Below are 21788 nucleotides of genomic sequence, written 5' to 3'. Positions count from 1 at the left end.
ACTCCGCCGAGGACCTCGACTGGGTCGCCCAGGAACTCAACGACCGCCCCCGCAAACGGCTAGCGTTCAAGAAGCCGAACGAACTGATCGGCGACCTGCTGTTGCAATGACCGCCAGAATCCGCCGATCGCCTATCGGACACCAAATCGCCAGGTGGCGCGAGGGGGTGGGATAGATGCTGGTGGCGTCAGGCAGGGGCGGGGGTGGCGAAGTAGTCGCCGTTGTCGAGGTCCTCGAGCAGGGTCCAGTGGTTGGGGCTCCAGCCGAGCAGCTGCTGGGTGTGTTCGCTTGAGACGGGCGCGTCGGTGCTGAAGACGACGGCCATGAACGGGTTGCCGAAGTGGGCTGCGGCGTCTGTGGCGGCGACGGACTTCGTTGGCAGGTTCAACTTCTCGCCGATCTTTTCGGCGATGCTGCGGAATGGGATGGCTTGCTCGCCGGTGGCGTGCAGTGTTTCGCCTGCCGGGGCCTTCTCCAGGGCGAGGCGGTACAGGTTGGCAGCGTCGAGGCGATGTACGGCCGGCCAGCGGTTCGAGCCGTCTTCGATGTAGGCCGAGACCCCGCTCGCGCGGGCAGCGCTAATCAGCATCGGGATGAACCCATGGTCACGCGGGCCGTGAACAGTCGGAGCCAACCGCAGGACGACGGCGCGCACACCGCGATGAGCGAAGTCCAGACACGCTTGAGCGCCCGGGATCGCAGACTTCCGATCGAGTTGGGGTCGGGGGTGTCGTGTTCGGTGGTGAGCTGGCCGGCGGGCAACACCAGCGTGCCCGACGTGGTGACGAGTGGCTTGTCGGTGTCGACGAGGGCTTGGCCGAGGGCCTGGATCGCGGCGACCTCGCGGCGGGTGATGTCCTCGGGGTCGCTGAAGTCGCCGGCGATGGCCATGTGAACGACGCCGTCGGCCTGGGCGGCGCCGGTGTGCAGCGTGTCGAGGTCGTCTACCGAACCGCGCAGCGGTGTTGCCCCGAGCGCCTGCAGCCGGGCTGCGGCATCGTCTGAGCGGGCTAGGCCGGTGACGGTGTGGCCGGAGCCGATCAGCTCGGAAACGATGGCGGGACCAGTCTGACCCGTGCCGCCGGTGACGAACACGTGCATTGCTTCTCCTCTAGGACCACTGCAACCGTAGTGTCACAGTGTGACTCTACGGTAGCGACACAGTGTGACGCTACGCCACGTGTTGCGTCATAATGTGACGTAACACGTATCGTCGCTGGTATGCCTCGCAGTGGCGCCCAAGCGCGTGATCGGCTCGAGCGCGCCGCGCTGGAGCTCTATACCGAGCACGGCTACGACCAGACCACCATCGCCGACATCGCCGCCAAGGCCGGCGTCACCCAGCGCACCTTCTTTCGCCACTTCACCGACAAACGCGAGGTGCTGTTCAACAACGAAGGTCGCCAACAGGAAGCACTCACCCAGGCACTCGACGGCGTACCACGCACATTGACTCCAGTCGCGGCGATGCTCCAAGCGTTCCGTTCGATGTCTCCGAGTCTGGAAAACAACCGACCCCTCGCCGAGGTCCGTCACCAAATCATCGCGGTGACCCCGGCACTACGCGAACGGGAACTGATGAAGGAAGCAGCTTTGAGCACCATCGTCGCCGACGCACTACGCGAGCGCGGGCTCGCCGAGTGGAACGCGACCCTGCTGGCCCACGTCGGCACCACCGCGTGGGGACACGCCATCCACACCTGGGCCGCCGACCCGTCCAGCAACGTGGACGCCCTGATTGTCCAAGCTTTCGCCGACCTACAAGATTTCGCCACTGCCAACACAACCGCGCACCCCGCCACCCAGGTTTGATATTCCCGATGAGGGATCCCTCTGCGCGTACAGCTCTCGAGGGGCTGTCGATGACGCCGTTGTACCGGGGTTCGGGTAGCAGTCGTACAGGATCCGCACTAAGCCGCCGCGAGCAAAGCGTTATGTCATCTAGAAAGCTTCACGGGGTGGCCCCCCGAGCCTCCCCGTTCAGCGCCCTAGTCACCCTGGAGCGAGGGTTCTTGTCGGTGCTCGCAGGGACTCACCGCCGAAGCTTGTTCCGAAATAGCTCGGGAGCGATAGCCGCTGTCATCGGATTCGGCCGGACCGACCCAGGCCGTACCGGCTGGGTCGGGGCAGCGTCGAGAGGACCCTTCTGGGACCCCTTCGAATGCGCTGATAATACCCATTATCGGCGCTAAAAGCACAGAAGTCCCCAGCGCACACGGTGCTGTAAGCCCAGGCCTTCACGAGCACCGCCAGGAGTTGGTGTCGCGGGCGAGGTTGGCGACCGCGGCTGACCAGGCGAAGACGAAGGCGTCCTGCACCAGCGCGAGTCCCCCTCCACCGCCGATGGCGGTCAGTGCACTAATGCACATAATTGTCATCACCGGCCACGCGTAGGGCAGATGGATCGGGTGGCCGGTGGCTCCGCCGCGGCTGCCATCGCATGGCTACGGCCAAGGACTGGCGGTCTTGGGCGCCGCCGGGCCTGGGCTGTGATGCGGTTCCCGGGTGCGCTCGAGGATCGCAGGCGGCGTCAGATTAGCGACGTAGCGGGCCGTGGCGCCCGAGCGCTGGCCGTCGAGCCGCTCGTGTGCTGACAGGCGTTCCAGTGACTGCTGATGATCTGGGTGAAGGAATGGCCTGCCTGCCAGCCGACGGTTCGGCGCAGCTGGTTGACGTCGGCCACCGAGTGAGCGACGTCGCCGGCGCGGCGTGGTCCCCTGAGCCGGCTGAGAGGTCGCCCGGTCAACATCCCGAGATGAGTGAGCAGTTCCCCGATGGTGTGGCCCACGCCGGTACCGACGTTGAAGGTGGCTGCGCAGCCGTCGCGGTCCAGCAGACCGGCGACGGCGAGGTGGGCTTGGGCGACATCGGCGGCGTGGATGAAGTCGCGCACGCTGGTTCCGTCGCGGCTGGGATAGTCGTGGCCGTTGATCTGCGGGGGCGTTCCGGCTTGCAGCGCCGCGCATAACGCGCTGAGCACGCTGGGGCTGGCCGGCTCCAGCCAGTGCGGGTTTTCGGTGCCCGCGACGTTGAAGTACCGCAAGGCCACGAAGCGCAGGCCGTCCTTGGCCGCGTGGGCGTGCAGCAGTCGCTCACCGTGCAGTTTGCTCCAGCCATAGGGGTTGACCGGTATCAGCGGCGCGACCTCGGCTAGTCGGTGGCCTGTTCCGGCGCCGTAGACGGCGGCTGAGGAGGAGAACAGCAGGCGCGACACCGCTGCCGCCGGACATCGCGGTCAGCAGTGCCTGCAGACCGCCGACGTTGGTGCGGTAGAAGCCTGCCGGGTCTGCCAGTGACGCGGGCACGTCCTTGCGGGCGGCGGTATGGATGACCGCGGTGACCTGGTGCGCACGCAGGGTGCGCACCAGCAGGTCGATGTCATGCACCGATCCCCGGACCAGCGGCGCAATGCCGTCCACCCGTGCGGCGTCGCCGGTGGACAAATCATCCAGCACGACCACCCGCCCACCATCACGGGTCAACGCGGCCACCAAGTGGGCACCGATGTAGCCGGCGCCCCCGGTCACCAACCAACTTCTCTCCCCCACCCACATCCTCCTTCGGCTGCCGCGCGGCGACGCGCTGAGCACCTGAGCTGAAACCTACACCGTGTAGTATTCGCTGCTGATGGCGGCGCCGGTTCCGGAGGGGGGCGCGTGCGACTGCGATACGGTGCCGGGGAAGGACATCGCGACCTAATGGGTAGACCAGTGCGCTTACTTCCGCGCGAGCAACGAGGTCCAGGGGCCCGCCACATCCGGGCACTCCGAAGCGATCCCACGCCGGACGAGGCTAGAGGGGGGTATCAGGCTGAAACCGGAACTGTACTGATCCTGTCCGGCAGTGTCGGCGCCGGTCACGACGGGGCCGCCGATGAGCTGACACGTCGGTTGCGGGTCGAGGGGATCACCGTGCGGCAGCGGGATTACCTCGACGCGCTGCCCCGGTTCTCTCAACGGATGCTGCGGGATGGGTACAGCATCAGCGTAGGCTACGTTCCGGCGTTCTTCCAGTGGTTGTTCGCCAGCATCGAACACCGGGGCTGGGTGCAGTGGCTGGCGATCACGTTCTGTGACACCGCGAACCGCCGCGTCCGCGGTTGGGTGAGCGCGGATGTCGCGGTCGTCGTGTCGACCTATCCGTTGGCCAGTCAGTGCCTGGGTCGGTTGAAGCAGACCGGGCGCATCAGCCAGCCGGTCCTGACCTACCTGACCGACCCGGCGGTGCACCGGCTATGGGTGCATCCAGGCGTCGAGCAGCACTTGACCGTTACGGCCGCCACGGCCGAACAGGGCCGAACGCAGTACGGCGTGGCGATGCGCGCTGTCGGGGCACTCGTACCCCCTGGTTTCAGCGCCGCTCTATCGGCTGATCAGCGCAGCTCTGTGCGCGCCCGGCTCGGCGTCGGTGACGGGGAGCCCCTGGCGTTGGTCGTCAGCGGCTCCCTGGGTCTCGGTGAGGTGCCTGCCTCGGTGCGGGCCGTCCAGGCTGCCGGCATCTACCGGGTCGCAGTGTTGTGTGGACGCAATCACCGGCTGCGCCATGAGATGGCGCAGCTCCCCGGTGTGCTGGCGCTGGGATGGCGTGATGATGTGGCCGCGTTGATGGGTGCCGCCGACGTACTGGTCCACAACGCCGGCGGCTTGTCCCTGACCGAGGCAATGACCGCTGGGCTCGCTGCGGTCACCTACCGACCGTTGCCTGGGCATGGTCGGGCCAATGCTGCCCTGCTCGCGCGGGCCGGTTTGGCGCCCTGGCCACAGACGCTGGAGGATCTGCGGGGGGCTCTGGCCGAGGCACTGCAGCGCGGCGGTAGCGGGCGCACGGCGTTGATCCACTCGCCGGATGCCGCCGAGATGGTCATCGCCCGGCTTCGGCAGGCCCGAGCAGCGAGCGTCCCCCTCCCCCGGCCGCGGATGGGTCGCCGCTCCACCGCTGCGGAAAACCGGCTATGAGCTGACCGCAGCTGGGTCCCTTCCCGGCCGCCGGGTCAGCCCCACCAGGGCAACGGCCATCAGCGTCAAGCTGGCCACCTGCAAGCCGCTGGCCGTCATCGAGACGGCTACGGATTCGGAGAAGGCAAGGGTACCGAGCCCGATCGCGACGACGGTATCGATCATCGTCATGACCGGTAGCGAGTCCACCAGCGGGCCGGCCTGATACGCCGCCTGGGTCAACACCGTGGCTGCCAGACTCACCCCGATCAGGGCCCATAACGGCCAGTGCCGCAGCACACCGACCGGACCGCCCGCCGCGTCGGCAACCGCACCTTTCATCAGCGCCGCGGTCGCTCCGTGGGCGATACCGGCAGCCACGCCCAGCCAGATCGCCGCCCACGCCGGACGGCCGCGCTGCGCCCCCGCCACCGCAAGCACCGCCGCGCCGCCGAGCAGCACCAACAACGAAAGGAGCAGATGGTCATCGGCGCGTTTGGTCCCGGCCGCGGGGTTGGCGGCGAGCAGGAAGACGGCCAATCCGAGGACCAGCAGCGCCGACCAGCACCATTCGGCCGGCCGCGGCAGCCGCCGATCGGCCAAGGCGCCTGCCAGCACTGCGAATAGCAAGCCGGTTACCAGCAGCGGCTGGACCACAACCAGGGTGCCCGAGCCCAGGGCCACAGCCTGCAGCGCGAATCCGACACCTCCCAGCCCGGCACCAGCCAGCCAGGCGGGGCGGCGGCTCAGATGCCACAGCAGCCCGAACCGCAGGCCCGAGCCGCGCGGTGCGGCGATGGCGCTGCGATGCTGCATGGTGCTGGACAGCGCCTGGCCTAGCGCGGACCCCAGCGCTGCCCCGACCGCGACGGCGAGGCTCACCGTCTCCTGTCCGGCTCGACATCGAGCCGGAAGTGTTCCTGTAGCGGACCGATCCGCCAGCCGTGCTCGGCAGCGGCCTGGCCCAGCACGGGCAGCGCGTCCACGGTCGCCTTCCACGACTGAGGAGTGCGGGCGTACCGGTCGGCGTCATGCAGCAGGATCGTGCCCCGCTCATCAAGGGTGGCCAGCACCGTGGCAGCGACCTGGGGGCCGGTCGATACCTCCCAGTCGCGCCCCCAGGCCGTCCACAACACTGGGTGAAGCCGCTGGCGCCGCGCGGCCGCGAGCGTCCCGGCGGTGAACACCCCGAACGGCGGCCGGAAGAACACCGGGGACACCCCCGTTGCGGCCCGAATTGTCTCCGCCCCGCGCCGCAGGTCAGCAGCGACGTCCCGCCCCGATCGGAACAGGTGGTTGCGGTGCCGGTCCCCGTGGAGCGCTAGTTCATGGCCGGCCTCAGCCACCGCGCGCGCCAGCTGCGGATGGCAACGCACCTGCTCCCCGACCAGAAAGAACGTCGCGCGCCAGCCCAGGTCGGCCAGCGCCCCCAACACGGCCAGGGTACCCGCCGGATCAGGACCGTCGTCGAAGGTCAGCGCGATGTGAGCCTCGGAGCCGACGCCGGCCAATACCGGGTAACAGGCCTGGCGCAGCGGGCCGAATCGCAGCAGCGAAGGAGCGATCCATCCGGCCGCGGCCGCGGCCAGCAACGACACCGAGGCGAGGCCCACACCGGCACTAGCCATCCTCACTCCTTCCGGTCCCGCGTTGCCCCGAGCGCGGAGCGAAGCCGCCCGCTCACACAAGCAAGCAGCTGCGTCGCCAGACTACTCCGACAGACTGTAGGAGCCTGCCGGATGTGCGCCGCCAGCAGCTCGGGCGTGGCAGCTGTAGGCCGGAACCTGCAACAGTTCATCGACGGTGGGGAATCGGGAGCCAGCAGCAGCGAGCCGCTCGACGACGATCTTGACCGCGGCCACGGTGCTGCCTCGGTCGGCACCCTCGCCTTCATAGCCGTCGTGAAAGATCCCGATACCGCCCGGCTTGACGGTGGCCAGAACACGCTGCGCGATCCGGGCTGCTCTGGGCTGGAACACCTCCATCGGATGGCAGAACGTCCGGGATACGGCCACCAGCGACCGCTCGACCAACAACGGAAACAGGCCCGACACCCGCAGCAGCCACGGCGGCCCCGATATAACGCCCCGCTGCCCTGTTGTTGTCCACCACGATGATCTCGACCGCCTCGTGGAAGTCCTGGGTCGCCAGCGAACGCAGGCACTCCGCGATAGAAAGCGATTCGTTAAAGGCTGGAATGACGCTGAACCGGGCCTGAACCGCACTCGTTGTCACGTCGACATCAGCCCAGACGCGCCTGACGGCAGGACGGTACGGCGCGCCCACTGGCCCCAGACCCCTCGGGCACACACTTGGCGGCGGCGCGTCGACGGGCGCGCATCGAAGCCGCCCGGGGTCTGCTGTGCTCGCATCTGCACCCCCTCTGCTGTGGTCCTACGCACTGTAGGCGTTCGGAGGGCGGTCGGTGGGCGGCGCGTCCACCTGAGTCCTATTCGCTGTAGGCTTCAACCAGCGTTATAAGGAGGCGACATGGGCGGATCCCCGTCAGGTGGACGCGCGCGCCGTGCGGCCGGAGCACTGGAAAACGAGGTGCTGGCCGCACTGTGGGCAGCACCTGGCCCCATGACGCCCGGAGAGGTTCAGGACGCCCTGGGTGGTGAGCTGGCCTACAACACGGTGCACACCATCCTGACCCGGCTGCATGACAAGGGACTGCTCGAACGCAGCGCGGCCGGCCGCGCGCACGCCTACCACCCCACTAAGGCCGCCGAGGAGCTGGCCGCCGAACAGATGCAGGCCCTCCTCTCGCGTACCGGTGACCGGCAGAAGGTGCTCCAACGGTTCGTGACCACCCTGAGTGCTGAGGATGAGAAGGCGCTGCGCCGGCTGCTCAAACTGGGTCGGTGATCGGATGAATTTCAGCGTCTACTTGACGCTGATCCTGTCGCTGCTGCTGGCGATCACCGGGCCGGTCGCGGCGCGGTGGCTGGCTCCCGCGGTGGCAAGCGGGGTGTTGGCCGCGGCGGCGCTGATCTCGGCCGCCGGTTCGACCTGGGCGATGCTGCTGCTCGCGGCCACCCTGCTCGATAGGACACCGGTGGTCCGCGAACAGGCCGCTGCCCGCGGCATCCATATCCCGGTCCCGGTGCCGGGCCTGATGGGCGCCGCCGGTCTGGCAGCATTGTCGATCGCGCTCTATCGCACTGTCCTGGTGGTGCGTCAGCGCCGCGCGGTCATCAGCGAACTGCGGCGGGTGTGCCTGCTGTGCGGGGGGCAGCCGGCGGATCAGCGGGGCGACATCGCGTTGGTCGTGGCGCCCACGGCCGAGCCCGACGCGATCGCGGTGCCCGGAGCGTGGGGCCGTGGTGGGCAGATCCTGGTGAGCCTGGGCATGCTGCAGGCCTTGGATGCTCCTGGGCGGCGCGCGCTGTTGGCTCACGAACGTTCCCATCTGCAGCACCACCACTACTGGCACCGGGCGGCGGCCGAGCTCGCGGCGGCGCTTAACCCGCTGCTAATCCCCATTCGGGAGGCGACGGCGTTCCTGGTCGAGCGGCGCGCCGATGAATACGCCGCAACGGTGCTAGGTGACCGCGCCGCCACCGCGCAGGCCTTGGCCCACGCTGCTTTGGCCGCCGCCGGCGAAGGCGCCGGACCCACCGCCTCGGTGGCCTTGAGCTACCAGCGCCTGCAAGTCAGTCGCCGGGTCGCCGCGCTCACCGCCGCCCCACCGCCGGAGCGGCGGCTGCCAGGCGTGGCCCTGCTGTTGCTCGGAGCCCTGACTGCGGTCTGCGCGTTAGATGCCACGCTGTCCTTCGTGCGGCTGGTGCACCCGTTGGTTCCTACCTGAGCTGTCCTGCCCGCCGGGGCGGTCCATTGCTCTGTGCCGTGCCGACCGCGAGCACAGACGTGCCCGAGTGCCAAAGCAGCCAGATCATCCGTGCTGGCGCGGATCTCGCCGCGGACAGTGACCGCGATCAGCAGCGGCGTATGCCCTCGCGCGGGCCGCCGGACTGCCCGAGCCGCTGCTGCTCGCTGGTGAGCAGCTGGCCGAGCTGAGCGATGAGCAGTTGCCGCCCCAGTTGCGCCACGGGTCCGTCAAAACCCCCGCGACCCGCAGACCAAGCTGAGGCTGGTGCAGCTACTGCAGTCGGCCGCCCAGGTGGTGGCCGCCGCCGGTGGCAGCGATGCCGCTGCGCTGGCCGACATCGGCATCGGCATCGGCATGCCAGAACGCACCCGAGGTCACCCACCAGGGCGCCGACTTGGTGCTGGCCGACGACGCCTACCCCACCGTGGTCACCGCGATCGCCGCCGGGCGCAAGCTCAGCGAGCAGCTGCGCCGCGTCCTCGCGCGGGCCGCTGCCCTCACCCACGCTGCCTCAGATGGGACAACGCATCGAGGCAAGGTCAGCCGGCAGCGCGGATGTCCTCATCGCCACCCAGGGTCAAGCCGGGCGCGGCCGCCGGTGTCCGGCCGGGCTCGGGGCGGGCGGGGGCGATGTGTGGAACGGCCACCGGCTGACTAGGCGGGGCCGCTCGGACCGCTGCCACTGTCGCTGGGCGCAGACCCAGCAGCCGGACCCAAGCTGGCGTGGTGCCTGCCGCGGCGGCGGCTTGGGCGGCGGCCCACGCGGCGGGTTCGTGGCGGGCGAAGCAGACCAGCATCCCCAGCACGCCGCAGGTCAGAATCAGCGAGGTGCCTCCGTTGGAGATGAAGGGCAGCGGGATGCCGGTGACCGGCAGCAGGCCACTGACGTAGCCCGTGTTGATCAGGGCCTGCCCGCCCAGCCAGATCCCCGATCCGGCCGCGGTCAACCGGATGAATGGGTCGCGGCTGCGCAGGGCTATTCGCATCGCCGCGTAGGCGAACAGAGCGAACAGCATCAGCACAACGAGGCAACCGAGCAGGCCGAGTTCCTCACCAACTATGGCGAACACATAGTCGGAATTGGCGTTGGGAACCCAGCCGTATTTGTAGGTGCTGGCCCCTAGTCCCACTCCGAACAGGCCGCCGTGATGGAGGGCGTGGAAGGCCTGCACGGTCTGATATCCGCTGCCCTGCTGGTCGGCGTAGGGGTGCAGGAAGGTGGTCAGTCGTTGTAGGCGGTAAGGCGAGATCACAGCGAGGAGGGTGACTGCGGCGACGACTGCGGCCAGCATGCCCGTGAAGTAGCGACCCGGCAGTCCCACGCTCCACAGCAAACCCAGCAGAATAAGGACGAAACATAGGGTCGTACCCAGATCCGGTTCCAGCATCACCAGCCCGATCACCGCGACGAACGCCGGCACCAGCGGCACCAACACGTGTCGCAAGGTGGTCAGGGTTCCGAGCTTCTCCTTACGAGCCAGCAGATCCGCCGACCACAACAGCATGGCCAGCTTGGCGAACTCCGAGGGCTGCAGCGACAATGACCCCAACCCGATCCAGCGGTGCGCGCCGTTGATGGTGGCCCCGACACCAGGCACCAACACCCCCACCAGCAGCATCAGTGACAATCCGAGCAGCGGGTATGCCAGCCGCCGATACACGTTGGGGGGGACGCGGACCGCCAGCCAGAACACCGGTGCGCTTAGCCCGATGAAGATCAGCTCGTGGATCAGCTGCGCCCACATCGACGCCCCTGGGGTCTGCATCGACGCCGAGATGGTCGTCGAGGCAGCCATCAGCAACCCCAGAAACAACAGCCCGCCGCCGGCCGCCAGCAGCAATTGCACCGAGGCATAGGGTCCGTCCAGGAAGCGACCGGATGACCGCTGACCGCCCCTGGCACCGTCTGGGCTTCGTCGTGGGCTCAGCATCGCTTCCCCCGGCGGGGGCGACTCGCCAGGCAGATCCGCCGCTGCACCTGTGCGCGAGGTCTCCATTACCGTCCGTCTCCTCAACGATTCCCGCGCCCGCGCCGGGTACGCGCCGCCCTGAGCTGCGCCGGACACCGATCAGACCACGTCCGCGGCGCCCTCGGGGGCCTGAGCGGTGTCCCGACGCGCGGCTCCCAGCTTCAGCCGTGCGACATCTACACTCTGTAGGAGGTTACGGGTGACCGGGCCTACAGCGAGGGAGGCCAAGCATGACACGCTCGAGTGACGCGCCGAGGACAGGCCAGCCGCCGCGCGCGCAACGCGGCTATCCCCGCAGCCTTCCTCGCCGCGTGACCACGGCGCGTGCTGAGATGGCGCTGCCAGTCCACGATCAGCCCAGCACACCGAGCGACCTGCCCGACCGTCAGACGCTGAGCCCGGCGGGGCAACCCGGGTTCGCCGAAGTCCGGCCCGCGTCCTTACCACCCAAGGTTGTCCCGACGTGGAGCGAGGTCCGTCTGTATGGGCAGAGCAGCAGTCGACCTCGCCGCCGGTGGCGTCGCCGGGCACTGATCACACTGGTCAGCCTGCTGCTCAGCGGTGCGCTGACCGTTACAGCTCTGATGCTGCTCACGCCTGGAGTGAGCGATGCCGAAGCGCGAGTACACGCCTCCGCCGCCGCGCATGGCGCCACCGATCCAGGCGGTCAGGTGCCGGCGTTGTTCGCCCAGTCCCTGGTGGCCACGGAGGACAGTAGATTCTTCTCCCACCACGGCATCGACAGCCTCGGCGTGTTACGCGCCGTGTCCGGGCCGCTGCGCGGCGGCGGCGACCCGGGCGGGTCGACCCTGGATCAGCAGCTGGCCAAGCAGCTCTACACCGGCGGTCAGGGCAGCGCCTGGGACAAAGTCGTGCAGGTCAGTCTTGCGGTGAAACTCGACGCCGCCTACAGCAAGCAGCAGATTCTGGAGATGTATGCCGCCACCGTCTACTTCGGCAACGGCTACTACGGACTTGCGGCTGCCGCGTGCGGCTATTTCGGGGTACCTCCAGCGCGGCTGAACGACGCCCAGTCCACCCTGCTCGCTGGCCTGCCCCAGGCCCCGTCCGCCTATGACCCGGTCACCCACCTGAGCTTGGCCCGGTCCCGGCAACGGCACGTGTTGGACCGCCTGGTGGCCGTGCACACCCTTACCGCAGCGCAAGCCGACGCCGTGTTCAGCAGCCCGCTGCACCTCGCCACCACTGCCGGGGCAAACCCGACATGTCGATGAGCGACCCCGCGGCCCTGTGCCCGCCGCCGCTAACCCGCCGCCGCCGCGAACGCCTGGTTCGGGATTCTTCTCGCCTGCGCAAGCGATGTCGCCTTTTCCCTGCGGCCGCCGGCGGCGCGGGCCGACCGGCGCTCATCCCGACCGTCGTCGTGCCCACCCTGGCCTGCGTCCTCATCGGCTGGTATCTGCCACGGGCCAGCACAGCCGACCCGAACGGACCGCCGCGATGCCCCTCGCGAAGCGAAACGACGACTCCGTGACGGCCCTGAACGCCCCGCTCCGTTGATGCCGAACGCGCCTCCGCCGGAACCACCCATGACCCGCCGGGAACGGGCCGTGTTGGGCGGTACGTGCGGGATGCCGGTGGCGGCGGCCGTCTTCCTCGTGGCCTATAAATGGGATCCCGTCTGGATCACCGATAAGGAGACCTTCGTGCTCACCCTGGTCCTTCCCGTGACGACGGGAGCCGTGATCGGCTGGTACCTGCCCTGGCCGCCCCGGCGAGGCCGATAACAGCCGACGCCAAGCCCATTCGGGGTGGTGCAACAGGTAGTGAGGAGCTCATGACTGAACCGAAACAATCCGCAGCGATCGGAGGATCGCGTGGCGGTGATCGACGGCGTTGGGTGTCGCGTAACCTGCTCGTGTTGTGCGGTGTGAGCTTCCTGCAGGATGCCGCTAGCGAACTGCTCTACCCGATCTTGCCGATCTTCCTAACCTCCGTGCTCGGCGCACCCGTGGTCGCGGTAGGTGCCGTCGAAGGAATCGCCGAAGGAATCGCCTCAATCGCCAAGGTCGGCTCCGGCCGGATCGCCGACAAGGTCGCACGACGGCCGCTGATCGCGCTGGGCTACGGGCTGGCCGCCCTCAGCAAGCTCATCATCGCGGTGGCGACGGCGTGGCCAGTGGTACTAGGGGCCCGCAGTCTTGACCGCCTCGGCAAGGGAGTCCGCGGGGCACCCCGCGACGCACTGCTCGTACAGGACGTGGCGTCGGCAGACCGCGGCAAGGCCTTCGGTCTGCACCGCGCGGTCGACACCGCCGGCGCGGTCGTGGGCCCATTGATCGGGCTACTGCTGTATGAGCTGCTCGGGCACCGGATCCGGCCGCTGCTGGTCGTCGCCGTTGTTCCCGCCGTGGCCAGTGTGCTTCTGGTCGCTCTGGTCCGCGAACGCCGGGTGTCCCCGCCAATGCCGACGAGGCGCAGGCCGGCGGAGCCTGTCGTCCGGGAGCGCCTGGGCATGCCGCGGCGCTTCTGGACCGTGGCCGTGCCATTGGGGGTGTTCGCCTTGGTTAACTTTCCGGATGCGCTGCTGCTGCTGCGAGCCCGGACCCTGGGATTTTCCGTCGCCGCCGTCATCGGCGCCTACGTCGCCTACAACGCCTCCTACGCTCTACTCAGCTACCCTGCCGGGGCGCTGTCTGATCGGCTGTCCCGTCCGCTGATCTTCGCCCTCGGTCTCGGATGTTTTGCGGTCAGCTATCTCGGCTTAGGCCTCATTCACGATTCGGTGTGGGTATGGCCACTGATGGTGATCTACGGCGTATTCCCCGCCCTGACCGACGGAGTGGGCAAGGCCTGGATCTCCTCCACCACGCCCGCCGGCCGGCAAGGCAACGCGCAGGGCCTCTTTCAAGGCCTGTCCGGAGTTGGAGTGCTGGTCGCTGGCGTGTGGGCCGGTCTGGCCTGGGGTGGCGACGGGCGGCTTCCGCTGATCGTCTCCGGTGCCGCAGCGGCGGCGCTCGCGGTCCTGCTGTGCCTCGCCCGCCACCGCCTGACCGGAACAGCTCGGTAAGCAACCCCGCCAGTACACCGGACCGTACGCGAGTCTTACACTGTGTAGGAGCTATTGTGATCCGGTGACGGACGACAAATCGCTGCCGAGGTCACCCCAGGGCGCGGCGCTGCCCCCGGAACTCGATCCGCGACGCCCACGTCGCCACGCCCGTCCCGCTGCGCCCCCACGGGATGCGAGATCGGCAGCAGCCCATCCGCCCCGGCGCAGGGCACGGCGCGACATTGGCCGTGGTATTGCGCTCGGCGCCCAGATCGCAGCCGCGTTGCTGTCCTTGACCATCCTGCTCGGCAGTGGCTATGTCTGGGCCACCTACCGCAATTTCTCCACCAACGTCGCCCGGGTGAACGCCATCGCCCCGGGCAAGCACCCGGCGCGCAACATCGACGGCGCGGATCAAAACATTCTCATCGTCGGCATCGATGACCGGTCTAATGCCACGCCGGCCGAGTTACAGCAGCTGAGCACCACCCAGGACGGCGGCAGCAAGAACACCGACACCATGATGGTGATGCACGTGCCCGCAGACGGCTCGAAAGCCACGGTGATCTCCTTCCCGCGCGACTCCTGGGTCACCATCCCCGGCTTCGGCATGAACAAGCTCAACGCCGCCTACGCCCTGGGGTTCAACCAGGGCCACAGGGCCGACGCCGGTGCGCAACTACTCACCCAAACCATCGAAGGCATGACGGGACTGACGGTCGATCACTACGTGCAGGTCTCCCTCATCGCCTTCTACCGCATCAGTCTCGCGATCGGCGGCGTCGACGTGTGCCTCAACGCCGCCCAGAACCCCCAGACCGACTCTGACGCCTTCGGCTCCGGCTACTCCGGTATCAACCTGCCCGCCGGGCATTCCGTCATCGCAGGCAAACAAGCCCTGGCCTTCGTCCGGCAACGCCACGGCCTGCCCCGCGGCGACCTCGACCGGATCGCACGGCAGCAATACTTCCTGTCCGCCGCCTTCCGCAAGATCTCCTCCGCCGGCACGCTGCTCAACCCCTTCAAGCTGCAGAAACTGCTCACCGCAGTCAGCTCATCCCTACAGGTGGATCAAGGTCTGGACCTACTTAAACTTGCCACCCAGATGCAGAACCTCACCGCCGGCCACGTCACCTTCACTACCATCCCCACCCTGGGCACACCCACCATCAGCTATAACGGCAACCAGGTCTCCATCGTGCAGGTCGACACCGCCGGCATGCCGGCATTCATCGGCAAACTAATCGGCCAACCCACCAGCAGCCCCTACACCAAGGCCTCGCCCGCGGACCCCGCTACTGTCACCGTCAACGTGCTCAACGGCGCCGGCATCGCCAACCTCGCCACCCGCAACAGCGATGCCCTCAAAACCCTCGGATTTCACACCGCAACGCCGGACAGCACCGACACCACCAGCGCCACCACCATCGAATACCCGCCCGAAATGGAAAGCGGAGCCAAAGCCCTCGCCGGACAGGTCCCCGGCGCCGCAGTACGAGCCTCCGCCGCCGTCCACCAAGTGACCCTGGTCCTCGGCACCGACGGCAAACAAGTCAAAGGACTCACCAGCACCACGCCCGCCGTACCCCAGGCGCCACCACCATCGGCGAGCAGCGGCCAACCAGCCGTCCGATCCGCCGCCGACACCGGCTGCATCAACTAGATGACCAATTCCAAGCCGTGTGACTGGTGTGGCTGATGTGATTTGACGACGAGGGTGTCCAAGATCGGCGTTGGAACCCAACGTCGAGCAGGAGGCTCATCGTGGACGCCGATCTGGACACCCTCGCGACCGCACTCTACGTGCGAGTCGATGATCTGCTGAAGCGCGAACCGCACCGTATGCCGTGGCGACCACGGGTGGGCATCGCGCCGAGACTCAGCGACGCCGAACTGCTCACGCTGTGTGTGATGCAGGCGCTGCTCGGGTTCACCAGCGAAGCCCGCTGGCTGCGCCATGCCCACGCGCACCTGCGGGCGCTGTTCCCGTATCTGCCGCAGCAGCCCGGCTACAACAAGCGGCTGCGCAAACTCACCGCGACGATCAGCTGGCTGATCGGTGTGCTGGGCCGCGACACCAGCCTGATCACCGACGATGTGTGGGTAGCTGACTCGACCCCGGTCGAGTGCGGGCGCTCCCGCGAGACAGCACAACGCTCGGACTGGCCGGCTTCGCCGAATACGGCTACTGCGCCTCACATTCGCGCTACTTCTGGGGCTTGCGCTTGCACCTGGTCTGCACCCTGCATGGCCTGCCGGTCGGCGCGGCGCTGACCGGCGCCAAGGCCGACGAACGCCTCGTGCTGCTCGACATCCTCACCGACCCCACCCTGGCCGGACACCGACCCGGGCAGACGCTGATCGCGGACAAGAACTACTACGGCCGCGACTTCGAGACCACCCTCGCCGCGACCGGAACCCGCCTACTCCGCCCGGCCCGCAAGGGCGAACCCGACCGCCCCGACGCCCGATTCTTCAAACCCCTACGCCAGACCATCGAATCGATCAACGACACCTTCAAAGGCCAACTCGACCTCGAACGCCACGGCGGCCACACCCCAGCAGGAGTCATCGTCCGCGTCTGGCAACGCATCCTCGCCCTCACCGCCGCCATCTGGCACAACGACACCATCGGCGCACCCATCAAACGATCTCTGACCGCCTACGACCACTGAACCCTTGGAATCGTTCATCTAGACGGTCGAGATCAACAAGGACACGGTCGCCAACTGCGCCCAACAAGTTCGTGTGTGCCCCGCAGCGCGGCGTGTTCACCAACCTGACCGCGTCGGTAGAGAAAGCTGATCAACCAACTGCGCTTCGCGAAGATGCCGAGATCAGCAGCGTGTTCGACCGCCTAAGGGGCATGCCTGCGCGTGCCGCCACGGGGCCGTCAGCGGCACGACCCACGAGATGACGCTATGGCCGGCCTGGTCGGTGACCGCGACGCAGCTGTTCCCGCTCAGCCACAGCTGCGAAGGATCGATTCTGCTGCGCGGGGCTGCGAGGTGCACGCCAGCCGATGGCGCGGCCCAGACCGGTCCGCACTGTGTGCTCGTCGCGCTCGACGGCCGGCGCTGGCATGCCTGCCCTGATCTCGCCGCACGGGCTGGATCACCGCCCCAGGTAACCCGACGGCGACCGCAGCATAGTCGCCGCGCCGCCCGAAACCGCACGCCATCGGGATCGCGCAACAAACAAACATGCATCTGTTTCAGCAACGCTTACTCGTGCGCTGATATAGGGGAATACCGGCGCGCCCTCGTTTAGATGACGACCATGGCCACCACGACAACCGTACGCACAGGCAAACGGCCCGCTGCCCCGGCCACACTGTCGGTCGCGGAGCTGGCCGAGCAGTGGCTGACGGCCAAGCGCGCACTGGAGTCCGCCGGACAGGCGGCCAAGGGACACAGCGACCGGGCTCGCCGCGCTGACCTGGCCCGGTGGGGCCGACTGCTCACCGCCATTCCGCACGCCCCCGCCGACGAAGACACAGGGTTGGACGTCGCCACCGACCTTGCTGAGGTCTGCCTTGCAGACCTGAGCACGGACGAGCTGGTCAGTGCGGTTGCCGCGGCCAAGAAGGCATGGAGCGACGCGACGGTGGCCCGGATGCTGTCCACGATGCGCGGCTTCACTCGATGGCTCACCCGACGGCAGCTACTGTCCCTGGACCCGTGTGACAGCGAACTGCTGCGGGTGTCCTCCCGCAAGCAACGCCGCCCGCGCGCGGTCGAGGAACCCGACGTCGAGGCCATGGTTCTCGCCGCGCAGACCGAACCGACCGGACGGCAGCAGATGTTCTGGCCCGTCCGAGATGTGGCGCTGCTGCGGTTCCTGGCCGGCACCGGCGCGCGGGCCGAGGAGATCTGCGGTGCCACGATCGGCGAGATCGACCGGCGCCCCGAGCGGCCGATCTGGCGGGTCGGGCGCTCCAAGGGCGGCAAGCAACGCGACGTCCCCCTGCGTGGAGACACCGTCGACGCCCTCGATCACTGGCTCGAAGATCGCACCGTGACGTTGCCAGGTGGCGCACCGAGACGCGGGGCACCGCTGTTCGTGCGCACCGACGGCACCTCATTGACGGAACGCACCCTGGATCGACTGTTGCGGGCGATCGCGCTGCGCGCCGCGGTCGGACTCCCGGCCGGCGCGGCCGCGCACGCGTTCCGCCACCACTACGGCGTCACCCTCGCGCTGCGCGGGGTGCCGCAGGCGGCGATCAGCCAGCTGATGGGTCACGCCGACCCGCGCACCACCGCGATCTACACCACCGTCGCGGCCTCGGCGCTGATCGGGGTGTTGGACGACGCCGGGCTGCTGTAGGTGGCGGCCGAGCGCGGTGTCGGCTTCGCTGCGGACAAGATCGTGCAGTGGGGCCGTTACGCCGGTGACCCCACGCCGGAACAACTGACCCGCTACTTCCACCTCTCCCCCACCGACCTGGAGTACGCCCGTCGGCGGCGCAGTCCTGCGACCCAGCTCGGCTACGGCGTCCAGTTGGGGACGGTCCGCTTCCTCGGCACGTTCACCGCCGTCGCCGGCATACCGCGATCAGTTATCGCCGAGGTCGCCCGGCAGCTGGAACTCGACGCAAGCCAGTGGCCCGACTACGTCGCCTCCCGGGCTCGGGAGGTTCATCAGGTCGACATCCGCCTCGAGCACAGCTATCACGTGTTCGGGCAGGACACCGCGCACGTCGCATTTCTCCGGTGGCTGTGGGACCGGGCCTGGACCGCAAACGACTCGGCCTCGCAGCTGCTCGATCTGGCCACCGGCTGGCTGGTCGAACACCAAATCTTGCTGCCGGGATTCACGGTGCTGCAGCGCCTGTGCTCCACCGCCCGCGACCGCGCCACCCGGCTGGCCTCGCGACGCATCGCCAGCCAGGTCTCTCCCGATCGACGGCACGACCTGAAGTCGCTGCTCGAAGTCGCTGCCGGCGAGAACACCTCACGGCTGGAGCAGCTACGCCGCCCACCGCGTCAACCCAGCATCGACGGGCTCATTGCCGCCCTGCAACGCCTCGCCCGTGTCCAACGGCTCGGCGCAACCGTGATCCAGCTCGATGGAGTCCCGGCCAGCCGCACCGCCCGGATGGTGACCGAGGCGATGCAGGTGAAGGCCCAGCGCATACGGCGCCACTCCCCCGAGCGGCGCGACGCCACACTCGCGCTGTTCGCCCGGCACCTGCACGCCACGGCTCACGACGACGTCATCGACGTCCTGCTGATCGTGCTGCACGACCTCACCGCAAAGGTCGAGCGCCTCGGCGAGCAGGAACGGCTGCGCACCCTCGGCGATCTCGACGCCGCAGCGTTGCTACTCGCCCGCGCCGCGCAAGCGCTACTCGATCCCACCGTCGCCGACAGCCGCGTCCGCGCAACGGCTCTCCAACACACGAGCCGCTCCGAGCTGGAGACCGCGATCGCCCGCGTCCACGCGATCGTCGCCCATCCCGGCGACCGGGTCGCCGCCGGCATGCGCGCCCGGTACCCGCACATCCGTCGCTTCCTCCCGGCGCTGCTGCGGCAGGTCACATTCGATGCCACCACACCCGCTGATCCTGCTCTGGCCGCGATCAGGCATCTTGCCGCGGTCGAAGATGGGAAGGCCGCACTCAGCGACGCACCGACCGGCCACGTCGGCAGACACTGGACGGCGCTGATGTTCCGCGACGATGGTACCCTCGATGCCGGCGCCTACACCCTGTGCACGCTCGACGCGCTGCGGCTGGCGATCAGGCGCCGCGACGTGTTCGTGCCCGACGCACTGCGCTGGGGCGACCCGCGCCGGCTGCTGCTGGACAAGACCTCGTGGAAACGCAACGGTGCCAGCGTGAAACGTGCTCTCGACCTCGACGGCGGCCCACGCCGGCTGCTCGCACGTCTGGGCCGTGAACTCGACAACGCGTACGCCCACGCCGGCGAGGTCGTCACCGACGAACCCGGCCTGCTCGCCGCCGACCGGACGCACGAACGATTCAAGGTTCCGCCGCTGGACGCAGAGCCGCTACCGGCGAGCACAGAGTTGCTGCGCGATCGCATCGCCTCCCTGATCCCTACCTCGGAACTGCCCGAGGTGCTGCTCGAGGTCGACGCGTGGACCGGCTTCACCCGGGCGTTCCTGCCGGCGACCGGAACAGCCCGATCCGCCGACCTCGCCCTGTCGATCTGCGCAGCGCTGCTGGTGCACGCGTGCAACGTCCCCTACACCGCCGTGTCGCGTCGTGACGTCCCCGCCCTCACCGAAGCACGCCTGAAATGGGTCGAGGCCAACTACCTGCGCGCCGACACGGTCACCGCCGCGAACACCAGGCTCGTGGACCACCAGGCCGGCATCCCGCTTGCCCGACAGTGGGGCGGCGGCGAACTTACCTCCGCCGACGGCCTGCGCTTCGTGGTGCCGGTGCGCTCGATCCACTCCGGACCCAACCCACGCTACTTCGGCACCGGCCGCGGCATCACCCTGTTCAACTACGTGGCCGACAACTACCTCGGCTGGGCCAGCATCGTCGTCACCGGCACCGCCCGCGACAGTCAGTTCCTGCTCGACCGGATCCTGGACAACCCCACCAGCCTCAACCCGACCGAGATCGTCACAGACACCGCATCGGCGAGCGACCTGAACTTCGGCCTGTGCCAACTGCTCGGCTACCGCTACATGCCGCGACTGGCCGACCTGCCCGATCGGCGACTGTTCCGAATCCACCCCGGCCGCGACTACGGGCCGTTGAACCCGCTCGCCCGCCACCGCATCAACATCGGCCTCATCCGCGATCACTGGGACGACATCTGCCGGGTCGTAGGCACCCTGCACACCAAAGCCGCGGTGCCCTCCGAAGTCATCCGCGCGCTGCAACGCGCCGGCCGACCCGTCGTGCTCGCCCGAGCGATCGCCGAGATCGGCAAGGTCGTACGGACCATCGCGACCCTCGACTACGCCACCCGCCCCGAGCAGCGTCGACGCATCCTGATCCAGCTCAATCGACAGGAGTCCCGACATGCCCTTGCTCGCGCCGTCTGCCACGGCCGACGCGGACAGATCCATCAGGCCTACCGATCCGGCCAGGAGCAACAGCTCGGTGCACTTGGCCTGGTCACCAACGCCATCGTGCTCTGGAACACCACCTACATGAACCACGCCATCGATCACATCGACCGCAGCGGGACACCGACGGCCGAGAGCGATCAAGAACGGCTCTCACCACTGCAACACGAACAGGTCAACCTGCACGGCCGCTACTCGTTCCTCCTACCTGACCAGCTCCGCGCAGGGGAACTTCGCCCGCTCTTGACCGGCTGCGATGGCTAACGCGGATCCTGTACGACTGCTACCCCGACCCCGTACCTATGCTCACCGACATGACGCGCTTTCGACTCACCGGCGGCACCACCCCGTTCGGTGGTACCCAGTGGGAACGCAAGGACGACGACCGGGAGATCGCTCGCCGGGTGCTGAACCTGCTAGCCGACCGGCGCATGCTCTGGAAGGACTTCTCGCTGGAGATTGAAGAGCACTGCGTCCGCTCGGCGAACGATGTCCGCCAGCAGATCGGGCCTCACCTGAACAACCCCGAGATCAGCGCCGAACTCGCCCGGTGCCTCCAGCTACTGCAACGGCTTTTCCGTGGTTTCCTGGACGAGCTCGGCCCGGGCGGCGATGAGATGGAGCGTGGCTGGAGGCCCATGGGCACCGACCCTCTCTCGATGGCGCTTGGCAGGCTCCGCGGCCTTGTCGGCGTGCAGATCGGTGAGCTGGCAGCCCAATACGACCTGGACGTATCCGAGGAACTGGCGACGATCGTGCCTGATCACGCCGGCTGGTTCTTCGAGCGTTTTGACGGGTAGAAGCGGATCAGCAACGGGCGTTGTCATCGCACCGCACACCGATCAGTCGGCCGGTAGGGGTTCCTTGGGTTCTCGCGGTGATCGCAACACCTGACTGAGTGGAGGTGTTGACCATGCGGTTCGCTAATCACATGATCACGGAGAACGTGCAGGTGTTTTGGGCCGAGTTGCAGCGTGGCGAGTTCA

General features: G+C 68.2%; 18 protein-coding genes and 4 pseudogenes. 13 read left to right on the top strand and 9 right to left on the bottom strand.

Annotated elements, in window-relative coordinates; genetic code table 11:
- A pseudogene (locus RM423_RS21170) lies at window positions 1-110 on the top strand (IS30 family transposase); the annotation flags it as partial.
- Window positions 111-187: 77 nt separating this feature from the next.
- Here the strand turns inward: RM423_RS21170 and RM423_RS25950 are convergent.
- Window positions 188-1101, bottom strand: a pseudogene (locus RM423_RS25950) (SDR family oxidoreductase).
- A 120-nt stretch (window positions 1102-1221) separates the two neighbouring features.
- Here RM423_RS25950 and RM423_RS21155 point away from each other — a divergent pair.
- Window positions 1222-1812, top strand: a complete 591-nt coding sequence (locus tag RM423_RS21155) for a TetR/AcrR family transcriptional regulator (RefSeq protein WP_311425032.1) — start codon at window positions 1222-1224, stop codon at window positions 1810-1812.
- A gap of 425 nt (window positions 1813-2237) precedes the next feature.
- On the opposite strand, the gene RM423_RS21150 is transcribed toward RM423_RS21155, so the two are convergent.
- The 3 genes from RM423_RS21150 to RM423_RS21140 all read right to left on the bottom strand — a co-directional run bounded on the left by RM423_RS21150 (window position 2238) and on the right by RM423_RS21140 (window position 3527).
- Window positions 2238-2369, bottom strand: a complete 132-nt coding sequence (locus RM423_RS21150) for a hypothetical protein (protein ID WP_311425031.1) — start codon at window positions 2367-2369, stop codon at window positions 2238-2240.
- A 161-nt stretch (window positions 2370-2530) separates the two neighbouring features.
- Complete coding sequence (locus RM423_RS21145; RefSeq protein WP_311425035.1) at window positions 2531-3205, bottom strand: NAD-dependent epimerase/dehydratase family protein; 675 nt, start codon at window positions 3203-3205, stop codon at window positions 2531-2533.
- Complete coding sequence (locus RM423_RS21140) at window positions 3093-3527, bottom strand: NAD-dependent epimerase/dehydratase family protein (protein WP_311425030.1); 435 nt, start codon at window positions 3525-3527, stop codon at window positions 3093-3095. The genes RM423_RS21145 and RM423_RS21140 overlap by 113 nt, the downstream gene beginning before the upstream one ends.
- A gap of 171 nt (window positions 3528-3698) precedes the next feature.
- Here RM423_RS21140 and RM423_RS21135 point away from each other — a divergent pair, with 171 nt between their 5' ends.
- Window positions 3699-4955 carry an MGDG synthase family glycosyltransferase gene (locus RM423_RS21135; RefSeq protein WP_311425029.1) on the top strand — a complete coding sequence of 419 codons (1257 nt, stop codon included), beginning with the start codon at window positions 3699-3701 and terminating at the stop codon, window positions 4953-4955.
- On the opposite strand, the gene RM423_RS21130 is transcribed toward RM423_RS21135, so the two are convergent.
- The 4 genes and pseudogenes from RM423_RS21130 to RM423_RS25945 all read right to left on the bottom strand — a co-directional run.
- Window positions 4950-5816, bottom strand: a complete 867-nt coding sequence (locus RM423_RS21130) for a DMT family transporter (protein WP_311425028.1) — start codon at window positions 5814-5816, stop codon at window positions 4950-4952. The genes RM423_RS21135 and RM423_RS21130 overlap by 6 nt on opposite strands.
- The gene (locus tag RM423_RS21125; protein WP_311425027.1) at window positions 5813-6562 is read right to left on the bottom strand and encodes a polysaccharide deacetylase family protein; all 750 of its coding nucleotides are present in this window, start codon (window positions 6560-6562) and stop codon (window positions 5813-5815) included. Before RM423_RS21125 ends, RM423_RS21130 begins: the two co-directional genes overlap by 4 nt.
- Before the next feature lie 81 nt (window positions 6563-6643).
- On the bottom strand, window positions 6644-6988 hold the full coding sequence (locus RM423_RS21120; RefSeq protein ID WP_311425026.1) for a polysaccharide deacetylase family protein: 345 nt from the start codon (window positions 6986-6988) through the stop codon (window positions 6644-6646).
- Window positions 6989-7043: 55 nt separating this feature from the next.
- Window positions 7044-7169: pseudogene (locus RM423_RS25945) on the bottom strand (glycosyltransferase); the annotation flags it as partial.
- Between the two features lie 255 nt (window positions 7170-7424).
- Between RM423_RS25945 and RM423_RS21115 the strand changes: the two are divergent.
- Together RM423_RS21115 and RM423_RS21110 are read left to right on the top strand one after the other, a co-directional pair.
- Window positions 7425-7802 (top strand): BlaI/MecI/CopY family transcriptional regulator, encoded by a 378-nt coding sequence (locus RM423_RS21115; RefSeq protein ID WP_311425025.1) that lies wholly within the window; start codon window positions 7425-7427, stop codon window positions 7800-7802.
- Between the two features lie 4 nt (window positions 7803-7806).
- Window positions 7807-8745 (top strand): M48 family metalloprotease, encoded by a 939-nt coding sequence (locus RM423_RS21110; RefSeq protein ID WP_311425024.1) that lies wholly within the window; start codon window positions 7807-7809, stop codon window positions 8743-8745.
- Window positions 8746-9305: 560 nt separating this feature from the next.
- On the opposite strand, the gene ftsW is transcribed toward RM423_RS21110, so the two are convergent.
- The gene (ftsW, locus tag RM423_RS21105) at window positions 9306-10613 is read right to left on the bottom strand and encodes a putative lipid II flippase FtsW (RefSeq protein WP_311425023.1); all 1308 of its coding nucleotides are present in this window, start codon (window positions 10611-10613) and stop codon (window positions 9306-9308) included.
- Window positions 10614-10966: 353 nt separating this feature from the next.
- Here ftsW and RM423_RS21100 point away from each other — a divergent pair, with 353 nt between their 5' ends.
- The 8 genes and pseudogenes from RM423_RS21100 to RM423_RS21065 all read left to right on the top strand — a co-directional run bounded on the left by RM423_RS21100 (window position 10967) and on the right by RM423_RS21065 (window position 21602).
- Complete coding sequence (locus RM423_RS21100; RefSeq protein WP_311425022.1) at window positions 10967-11971, top strand: biosynthetic peptidoglycan transglycosylase; 1005 nt, start codon at window positions 10967-10969, stop codon at window positions 11969-11971.
- A 315-nt stretch (window positions 11972-12286) separates the two neighbouring features.
- Window positions 12287-12484 carry a hypothetical protein gene (locus RM423_RS21095; protein ID WP_311425021.1) on the top strand — a complete coding sequence of 66 codons (198 nt, stop codon included), beginning with the start codon at window positions 12287-12289 and terminating at the stop codon, window positions 12482-12484.
- A gap of 50 nt (window positions 12485-12534) precedes the next feature.
- Complete coding sequence (locus tag RM423_RS21090) at window positions 12535-13767, top strand: MFS transporter (RefSeq protein WP_311425020.1); 1233 nt, start codon at window positions 12535-12537, stop codon at window positions 13765-13767.
- A 64-nt stretch (window positions 13768-13831) separates the two neighbouring features.
- Complete coding sequence (locus tag RM423_RS21085; RefSeq protein WP_311425019.1) at window positions 13832-15412, top strand: LCP family protein; 1581 nt, start codon at window positions 13832-13834, stop codon at window positions 15410-15412.
- 101 nt (window positions 15413-15513) lie between these two features.
- Window positions 15514-16424 (top strand): annotated as a pseudogene (locus RM423_RS21080) (IS982 family transposase).
- 604 nt (window positions 16425-17028) lie between these two features.
- Window positions 17029-18078 (top strand): tyrosine-type recombinase/integrase, encoded by a 1050-nt coding sequence (locus RM423_RS21075; RefSeq protein ID WP_311425018.1) that lies wholly within the window; start codon window positions 17029-17031, stop codon window positions 18076-18078.
- Entirely contained in the window at window positions 18079-21066 is a 2988-nt protein-coding gene (locus RM423_RS21070; RefSeq protein ID WP_311425017.1) for a Tn3 family transposase, read from the top strand.
- Window positions 21067-21104: 38 nt separating this feature from the next.
- Window positions 21105-21602 (top strand): DUF6650 family protein, encoded by a 498-nt coding sequence (locus RM423_RS21065; protein WP_311425016.1) that lies wholly within the window; start codon window positions 21105-21107, stop codon window positions 21600-21602.
- Window positions 21603-21788: the final 186 nt, after the last annotated feature.

This window comes from Jatrophihabitans lederbergiae, assembly GCF_031845305.1.
GTDB classification, from domain to species: Bacteria; Actinomycetota; Actinomycetes; order Mycobacteriales; family Jatrophihabitantaceae; genus Jatrophihabitans_A; species Jatrophihabitans_A lederbergiae.
The sequence above is the reverse complement of the archived record's forward strand: the minus strand, read 5'-3'. Positions and strand labels throughout refer to the sequence as shown.